The sequence below is a fragment of the Dyadobacter sp. genome (assembly GCF_051859145.1).
Classification (GTDB): Bacteria; Bacteroidota; Bacteroidia; order Cytophagales; family Spirosomataceae; genus Dyadobacter.
The window spans coordinates 1-7,893 of record NZ_JBHYGF010000191.1 but is presented as its reverse complement, the minus strand read 5'-3'; the positions used below and the strand labels follow the sequence as shown (position 1 = coordinate 7,893).

The following is a 7,893-nucleotide window of genomic DNA, read 5'->3' as shown; positions in this document are numbered from 1 at the left end:
ATATACCTCACCGTTAGCTCATTGCTTATTTGTCTCTCTTCTTACGCGCAGTCCATTTCGCCGGGCGGGATTTATGCTGCTTCTAATTTCAATCAATCGGGTGGCGTGAGCCTTGAATGGGTGCTGGGGAGCATTAATTCTTTTTCCGCACTCTCTCCTCTCCCTGTCAAACTGATTCGATTTGAAGGGGCTTTGACAGCCGAAGGATCTGCAAAACTGGAATGGGAAACTGCCGAGGAATATGGCAACAAAGGTTTTGAAATCCAGAAAGCCACAGATGCAGTGCATTTTGAAAGTATCGGCTGGGTGGACGGAGCCGGAGACGCGAAAACCAGGAACATTTACCACTTCCTTGATCAACAGCTCAATACAACAAGCTACTATCGCTTGAAGCAGATTGATTATGACGAGAAATTCAGTTTCAGCAAGATCATCCGCGTCATACCGCACAACGAAAGCCTGGAACGTTTCACAGTATACCCCAATCCGGTACAAGACGGAAAAGTAACTGCCACCCTACCCGAGCGAAGCTTCAAGCTGATACTCTTTGAAAAAACCGGGCGACAGATCAAACAGATTACACAGCCACAAATGCAGGAGCAACTTCTGCTACCCGGAACCGGCAACTTTCTGCTCCACATAGAGTCTGTCGCAGGGAACAAGACGATACAGGTTGTGCAGCCTTGAAGCTGGATTGATTCAAATACAGGTATTCCGAACAAACTTTCTAAAAATTTCATGAAAGCTATTACGAGAATTCTCGCCTTGTCAATTTTGACTAGTACTAGTCTATACGCGCAGTTCTCCTCCGGCAACCAATTCTTCATCGGAGCGAATACGACGGTTTCCATTCATGGTCTGGTATTGCGGCCGACGTTTAACAATACGGTTTGGACAAACAAAGTGATCACCAGATCGCCGGACGCGATTATTGGCGATCCTACACCGAGTATTAACCAGGTTCATGAATTCAATGAACCTACTGGCTTTTCGGGGTTGGTGGGACTTACTTACTTCGTCGGCAACCTGAATGGGAATACGGAAGACGATCTGCAGATTGCCTATTTTAACCCCGACGAGAAGTATGTTACAACCACAGGAAGCACCGTAGACAAAACGCTGCATATGGTATCGCGTAACTTTACAGGTTTCAACAACAGCTTCTTACGCATTACGGCAACCAATGCCAACAGCGTTTTGCCTGTCACACTTGTCAGCTTCAAAGCATTCGCGGAAGGCCGGCAGGCGCACCTGGCGTGGAGCACTTCAGACGAAACTAACAGCGACTATTTTGAAGTGCAAAGAAGTTTTGGCGGCAAAGATTGGAAAGCAATAGGCAAGGTAAAAGCCACTGGCGAGAGCAAAATAGAACGGACTTACACCTTCGAGGACAATGCTCCTTTAAGCGGACAAAATCTTTACAGACTCAAAATGGTGGACATGGACGGTACTTACACGCACAGCAAAATAGCAGTACTGGATTTCGGAAGCAATATGCTGGTCAGCGTTTACCCCAATCCGCTAACCGAAAAGTTGCTCATTCAGATTGATGACTGGAACAATATTAAGTCAGTCGAGCTGGTTACCAAGCAGGGAAATATCATCCCTATGAACACCAGCAAAGCAGGCAGCGAACCAGGCACGCGCGAATACGATTTCAGAAAATATCCTGTGGGCACTTATTACATTAAAGTCACCCGCCAGGATGGCGGAATCAAAACGCAGCAAATCGTAAAGATGTGAGCTGCTTACAAATCAGATTCTAGGGATACAAAGGTCAGGCAGCTTCAGTAGCCTGGCCTTTTTTTCTTAAGATCAAAGCGCATAACAAAGACACAATCAGCCCGACAGGCAAGATCTCGGCGTAGGTCATCAGGAGGATCACAAAAGGATTTTTATACATCTCCTTGTACTCGTTCATTTTAGCTACCTCCTGCTGGAGTTCAGCAGCAGTTGCTCCTTCGCGTTTGCTCTGCTGTATCGAGAAGTCCGCGTATTTATCCATGAAGTCCGGGACGAAGTAGTAGTAATCCACCAGCCAAACCAGTGCATATACCGTTGATGCGACCATTGTAATTAACAGTCCAATTTTAAATGCCTTACCAAAACTGACTGAACCATTGCTGTACTTGTCACGGTAATTCTTGACACCTACAAAAATCAGCGAAAATGCCAGAAGCATGGAAGCATAGCCGATTAGGATACTGCCTTCAAAGTTCCCGTTTGCGTAGCAAGCCGCCGTGCTGGCGACCATGAAGGTGGAGACGATTGCGCCGGAGATCAGGCCGCAGATGAGGATAATTCTTTTCATGTCAACAAAATGTAGAGCTGATGATGTTGCAAAAGTCTGCTACCCAATGCATTTCTCTCTCATACTTTTGGGTGATTTGATACAAATGCAAGTAATATCCTCCCAAAGTACGAGCCACTGTCACGGAATCAGTCTTAGTCTTCTTGCCTTCTCCACAGCCTGAATGCGGTTCCTTACTTCGAGTTTGTCGAAAAGGCTGGATGAATGTGTCTTGATTGTGTTGACTGAAACAAAAAGCTGATCGGCAATTTGCTGGTTGCTTAAACCTTCTGAGATTTTCGCCAATACTTCTAATTCCCGCTTGCTAAGTCCAAGGCGAAGCACTTCCGCCTCATTGAGCACGAAGGTTTCGGTTGATTTTACAAAGACTTCTTTTTCGATAACGACAGTGCGCACTTTCGGGCTCGTGAGCTTGATTGCCAGCCAGATTCCCAGTCCGGTAAAAAGGAGTGCGACTGCCGCGATGTAAATTTCAATAAGGTGATGAATGATCAAAAATCGCCATTCCAGCCACTTCAAAACAAAAAGCAGTAGCGCAAGTACAATACCGTAAAGAATAGACTGGCTATGCCGGCGGACAAAGTAGAGCGTTGAAAATATCATCACGAAGTAAGTGCATAATCAAACCAGAACATAAAGTAATTGGGGTGCCTGCGCTACTTCTTTCTTCAAGCAAAAAGCGGATTGCTGTACTGTTTTGCCGATTATTGCTAAATTGGCTAACCAACCTTTACACTCCTGATTTTGACAAACGCTTCTACCCTATTCAACTGGTTACCCCGCCTTACCCTCAGCGGTTTCAACTGCTTTATCGCTTTCATTCTTTGTATGGCGGTACACGTGGTTTCCGCTCAGAGTTCAGTTACGCAGGATTCACTTTATATCCGCGAGCATTATACAAAAATGGAGCGGATGGTTCCGATGCGTGACGGTGTCAAACTGTTTACTTCCATTTACGTCCCGAAAAACATTTCCGCAGAGAAGAAATATCCGATCCTGCTAAACCGCACACCCTATAGCGTGGCGCCCTATGGTGAAGAACTTTACAAGCTGGCGATTGGCCCAAGTATGCATTTTGCGCGCGACGGGTATATTATCGTCTACCAGGATGTACGTGGAAAGTATATGTCGGAAGGCGAATTTGAAGCCAACCGGCCGTTTATTCCAAATAAGAAAAGTAAATCGGACACAGACGAAAGTTCGGATATTTTTGATACGATAGATTGGCTGCTCAATAATATTGGCAATAACAACGGGAAGGTTGGTACTTGGGGAATCTCCGCGCCCGGCTTCTACGCTACCATGACCGCCATTGACGCACATCCTGCATTGAAAGTGGCATCGCCACAAGCGCCCGTAACGGACTGGTTCATGGGCGACGACCGCCATCACAACGGTGCTTTTTTCCTGATGGGCACATTTGCGTTTCTTTCTTCATACGGTGCGCCCCGGCCGGTTCCTACCCCGAAAGGCACTCCGGCTTTCAATGCTTACGGAACACCGGATTCTTATGAATTCTACAAGAAACTGGGTCCGCTCAAAAATGTAAATGAAAAAATCTTCAAAAACCAGAACCGCATCTGGAACCAGATGATGGAAAATGAAACCTACAATGATTTCTGGAAAGCGCGCACGCCGGTGCCTCATTTGAAGAATATCAAACCTGCTGTGATGGTTGTAGGCGGCTGGTTTGACCAGGAAGATCTTTACGGACCTTTAAAAACTTACCAGGGTATTGAAAATAACAAGCCGAAATCGCCGAACCTGCTCGTCATGGGACCGTGGATTCATGGTGGCTGGTCGCGGGGTACGGGAGAGTCGCTTGGGAACATTCGGTTTGGAGCACGCACCAGTGAATTCTATCAAAAGGAAATCGAGTTACCATACTTCAATCACTTTTTAAAAGACCAGCCTGATCCAGAATTGCCGAAAGCTTACATCTTTGAAACGGGATCAAACCAATGGAAAAAGTATGATCAGTGGCCGCCGAAAAACACCGTCAAGAAAAAACTGTACTTCCATCCCGACGGTACTTTGTCATTTACACCTACCATGACAACCATGCAGGTGGGCGCGAAGCCTGCTTTTCACGAATACACCAGTGACCCCGACAAGCCGGTACCTTACACTTCCGAAATCCGCATTATCCGCGGCTCTGATTTCATGTACGAAGACCAGCGTTTTGCCGCTACCCGGCCCGACGTGCTGGTGTATGAATCCGCCTCGCTCGAACAGGATGTGACGATCTCGGGTAATGTTTTTGCGGATCTTTTTATTTCATCCACGGGTACTGACGCCGATTTTGTAGTCAAGCTGATTGATGTGTATCCTGGCGATGCTCCAAACGATAGCCCGATTAATCCAAACATGAAAATGGGTGGATTTCAGCTGCTGGTGCGTGGAGAGGTCATGCGTTCCAAGTTCCGGAACAGCTTTTCTAAGCCAGAGCCGCTTGTGCCTGGCAAAATCGAGCACGTTAAGTTCGATATGCAGGACGCTGCGCATTGCTTCAAAAAAGGGCACAAGATAATGGTACAGGTACAAAGCTCCTGGTTTCCGCTCGTTGATCGCAATCCGCAGCAGTTTGTCAACATTTACAAAGCTTCGGAGAAGGATTTCAAAAAAGCGAATCACCGGATTTATCTTTCAGGAAGCAGCTCTTCGTATGTCGGCGTGCGGGTTTTGGAATGATGGTGGGCTACTATAAGAAGTAGGATTAAACAGATCTTAAAGTTTATACTCTTCAATCTTCCGGTACAAGGTAGCAATACCAATTTCCAGCAGGCGTGCAGCTTCTGCTTTGTTGCCTTTTGTATAATTCAACACTTTCTGTACATGTAGCTTCTCTGCGCTGGCAAGTGAAAAAGCAGAGAGATTTTTAGAGGTTCCTGTACTTTCTTGCAGTAACTCTGCTGGAAGTGTTTCTGTTCCTAAAACAGGCTCATCTGTGAGGATGACGCTGCGCTCAATAATATTTTTTAGTTCCCGGATATTACCTGTCCAATGGTTCCTTTGCAGGGCTGCTATGAAATAGGGGGATAATGAAGTTATTTTCTTATTCGCTTTCAACGCGTAAATACCTGCAAAACCCTTAGCCAATGCTTCTATATCACCTTTTCGGTCTCTAAGCGATGGAATGTTAATCTGAAAAACTGACAGTCGGTAATACAAATCACTCCTGAAATTACCCGACTCGATTTCTTTGGTGAGGTCACGGTTGGTAGCCGCTATTACGCGCACATTCACTTTGGTAGGCTGCGTGTCCCCCACTTTTATAAATTCCTGCGATTCCAGCACGCGGAGCAATTTCGCTTGAAGTTCCAATGCAAGCTCGCCGATCTCATCAAGGAAAATAGTACCATTATGTGCTTCTTCAAATAGCCCTTTCTTATCACGGACTGCGTTAGTGAAAGCGCCAGCCTTATAACCGAACATCTCGCTTTCCAAAAGTTCCTTACCAAAAGCGGAGCAGTTGACGGCCACAAAAGGCTTTTTAGATCGACTGCTTGCCTGATGAATGGATTGCGCAAAAACCTCTTTTCCGGTACCCGTTTCACCTAAAAGCAAGACTGTAGTATCGGTAGGAGCAACTTTTCTGGCTAGGGCGATACTTTGCAGCAGGTTTTCAGACTTACCAATTATCGAATCAAACGAGTATTTGTCACCGACTTGCTTTTCCAACTGATACACCCGTCTGCTCAGCTCCGCCTTTTCAATTGCACGGTGAACAAGAGGAATAATCTTGTTATTGTCGTCGCCTTTGGTAATGTAATCGAATGCACCATTTTTGATAGCCTGTACACCGTCGGGAATATTTCCGTATGCAGTAAGCAAGATTACCTCTACGAGTGGATATTTATCCTTGACGGTTTTTATGAACTCCACACCATTCCCATCCGGCAGCTTGACGTCGCAAAGCAGGATATCTATGTCGGACTGGTCCAATCTTTTCAATCCTGTTTTAAGGTCACCCGCTTCCAAAACTTCGAACCCTTCCAGTCTGACGATCCGCGCGATGAGCCCTCTTAACTTTTCTTCATCATCAATGATGAGTATTTTCTTCATGTTAAACAGAGCTTAGCGGACTTACTCAGGCGTGTTTGTTAGGATGGAGACAGCATTGCCAGTAATCGTATATGATTTTGAGGCGGTTTTTAAGATCTGTGAAGCTATCTTCTTTTTTAAAGAAGCCCTGAATAGTAGAATCATAAGCTGCTTCGATCACCAGGGGATTATCGGCTGTACTAAGGAAAACGAATGGAATAGACTTTCTTCTCAGAAATTCATTTTCGTCAATGCGGTTTCGTAGTTCAAGTCCATTCATTACGGGCATGTTGATATCGCAAATAATAATGAATGGCTGCTCTTGAGTTGTTTCAAGATACAAAAGCGCTTCCAGCCCATTCCCGAAAAAAATAAGCTTATTGGGAAGGTTCAATTCTTCGATTACGCTTTGGATCAGAAACTGATCGTCAACGTCGTCTTCGATAGAAATGATCGGTCCTCTTACTGACATGCCGGATATTTTAAGGCTATTGATGTCGGCAAATATCGCAATTATTCAATCCTAATAAAAATTCTGACAGAATGCCTGAATTGAAAACGGGCTATCAATGAAGATGGCCCGTTTTCTGATGTCACTTAGATTTTCTATTTACTTCTTTTTGACAATAAGTTTTTGGGTAAAAAGCAGGTTTTCCCGCCTGACAGAGACAATATATACCCCTTCTGCAAGGCCGGATACATCAAGCTGCTCACCTGATGACCATGGCTGCTGGTGGCATAATCGTCCATCTATGCTGTGTACCTGCATCCTGTAACCAGAACCAAGAGCCTCATCTGTCATATTCGTAACATGCACCTTTGTGATGCTACTCGCGGGGTTAGGCGACAGAGATAGCTCCCGTTTGATTAAAGCAGCCCGCACAGGTTCATCAGGGTAAAAGAAAATACGGTCATCTTGTTGCACTGCTGGCTTGGTCTGCGCAACAGCCCGCTGGCCTACGATAAGCGCCAGCATAATCAGGTATGTTTTCATTGTTCCTAGTTTGGTAAGTTATAATGCAGCTTGATCACCTTCTTGGCACCGATGGTGCGGCTCGGGAAAACAGGGTTGTTTGGCTGGGGCTGAACAGACTTGTTTAACTTCCAGGCAGATTCCCCAGGCTTTCGTATATACTCTTGGCCCTGAATGGTAATTTGTGGTTGTTCGTTGGGGTTTTCACAACCCGAGCATTGGGCCATGTCTAGGATTTCGAGCTCGATCAGGTAATCACCTTGCTGATCAGTTAACTGCCCGTTCAGCTCATTCCCATTGATAACCTGACCCTCTTCTGGAACAAACCCTACTTGCAGCCAGGTATCCCCGTCTACCGTCCCCACACCTGTAAAATCAACGTTGCCATCTGGACGAGTTACCTTGATACCATAATGATAAAAACCTCCCTGGATCTTAGGATCATTGTTGTCGACACGGACCTCAAAACCGAAGTCGAATTCAGCTGGCTCTTCCTCGGTATGAAACACCGCGCCAACCTCTTTTGACTCGCATGACTTACCTGAGCTAACCGTAGATACGAACC

At 45.7% G+C, this 7,893-nt stretch carries 9 protein-coding genes; 3 read left to right on the top strand and 6 right to left on the bottom strand.

What is annotated here, in order from left to right:
- Both ACTIE6_RS12380 and ACTIE6_RS12375 read left to right on the top strand, forming a co-directional pair.
- Nucleotides 1-687: T9SS type A sorting domain-containing protein (locus ACTIE6_RS12380; protein ID WP_439556934.1), on the top strand; the 687-nt coding region annotated here is incomplete at its 5' end.
- A 51-nt stretch (nt 688-738) separates the two neighbouring features.
- A complete protein-coding gene (locus ACTIE6_RS12375) occupies nt 739-1,743 on the top strand; it encodes a T9SS type A sorting domain-containing protein (RefSeq protein WP_439556933.1) in 1,005 nt (334 codons plus the stop codon).
- 34 nt (nt 1,744-1,777) lie between these two features.
- On the opposite strand, the gene ACTIE6_RS12370 is transcribed toward ACTIE6_RS12375, so the two are convergent.
- Nucleotides 1,778-2,311: a DUF4199 domain-containing protein gene (locus tag ACTIE6_RS12370; protein WP_439556932.1), complete on the bottom strand. Its 534-nt coding sequence runs from the start codon at nt 2,309-2,311 to the stop codon at nt 1,778-1,780.
- A gap of 120 nt (nt 2,312-2,431) precedes the next feature.
- Nucleotides 2,432-2,914 carry a response regulator transcription factor gene (locus tag ACTIE6_RS12365; protein WP_439556935.1) on the bottom strand — a complete coding sequence of 161 codons (483 nt, stop codon included), beginning with the start codon at nt 2,912-2,914 and terminating at the stop codon, nt 2,432-2,434.
- 141 nt (nt 2,915-3,055) lie between these two features.
- Here ACTIE6_RS12365 and ACTIE6_RS12360 point away from each other — a divergent pair, with 141 nt between their 5' ends.
- Nucleotides 3,056-5,002, top strand: coding sequence for a CocE/NonD family hydrolase (locus tag ACTIE6_RS12360; protein WP_439556931.1), 1,947 nt, complete (start codon nt 3,056-3,058; stop codon nt 5,000-5,002).
- A gap of 36 nt (nt 5,003-5,038) precedes the next feature.
- On the opposite strand, the gene ACTIE6_RS12355 is transcribed toward ACTIE6_RS12360, so the two are convergent.
- From ACTIE6_RS12355 to ACTIE6_RS12340, 4 genes are all read right to left on the bottom strand, one after another.
- Nucleotides 5,039-6,376, bottom strand: a complete 1,338-nt coding sequence (locus tag ACTIE6_RS12355) for a sigma-54-dependent transcriptional regulator (RefSeq protein ID WP_439556930.1) — start codon at nt 6,374-6,376, stop codon at nt 5,039-5,041.
- 25 nt (nt 6,377-6,401) lie between these two features.
- Nucleotides 6,402-6,827 (bottom strand): response regulator, encoded by a 426-nt coding sequence (locus ACTIE6_RS12350; protein WP_056289418.1) that lies wholly within the window; start codon nt 6,825-6,827, stop codon nt 6,402-6,404.
- A 138-nt stretch (nt 6,828-6,965) separates the two neighbouring features.
- Nucleotides 6,966-7,349 (bottom strand): T9SS type A sorting domain-containing protein, encoded by a 384-nt coding sequence (locus ACTIE6_RS12345; RefSeq protein ID WP_439556929.1) that lies wholly within the window; start codon nt 7,347-7,349, stop codon nt 6,966-6,968.
- A gap of 5 nt (nt 7,350-7,354) precedes the next feature.
- Nucleotides 7,355-7,893 (bottom strand): hypothetical protein (locus ACTIE6_RS12340; RefSeq protein WP_439556928.1); only part of this gene is annotated, 539 nt, incomplete at its 5' end.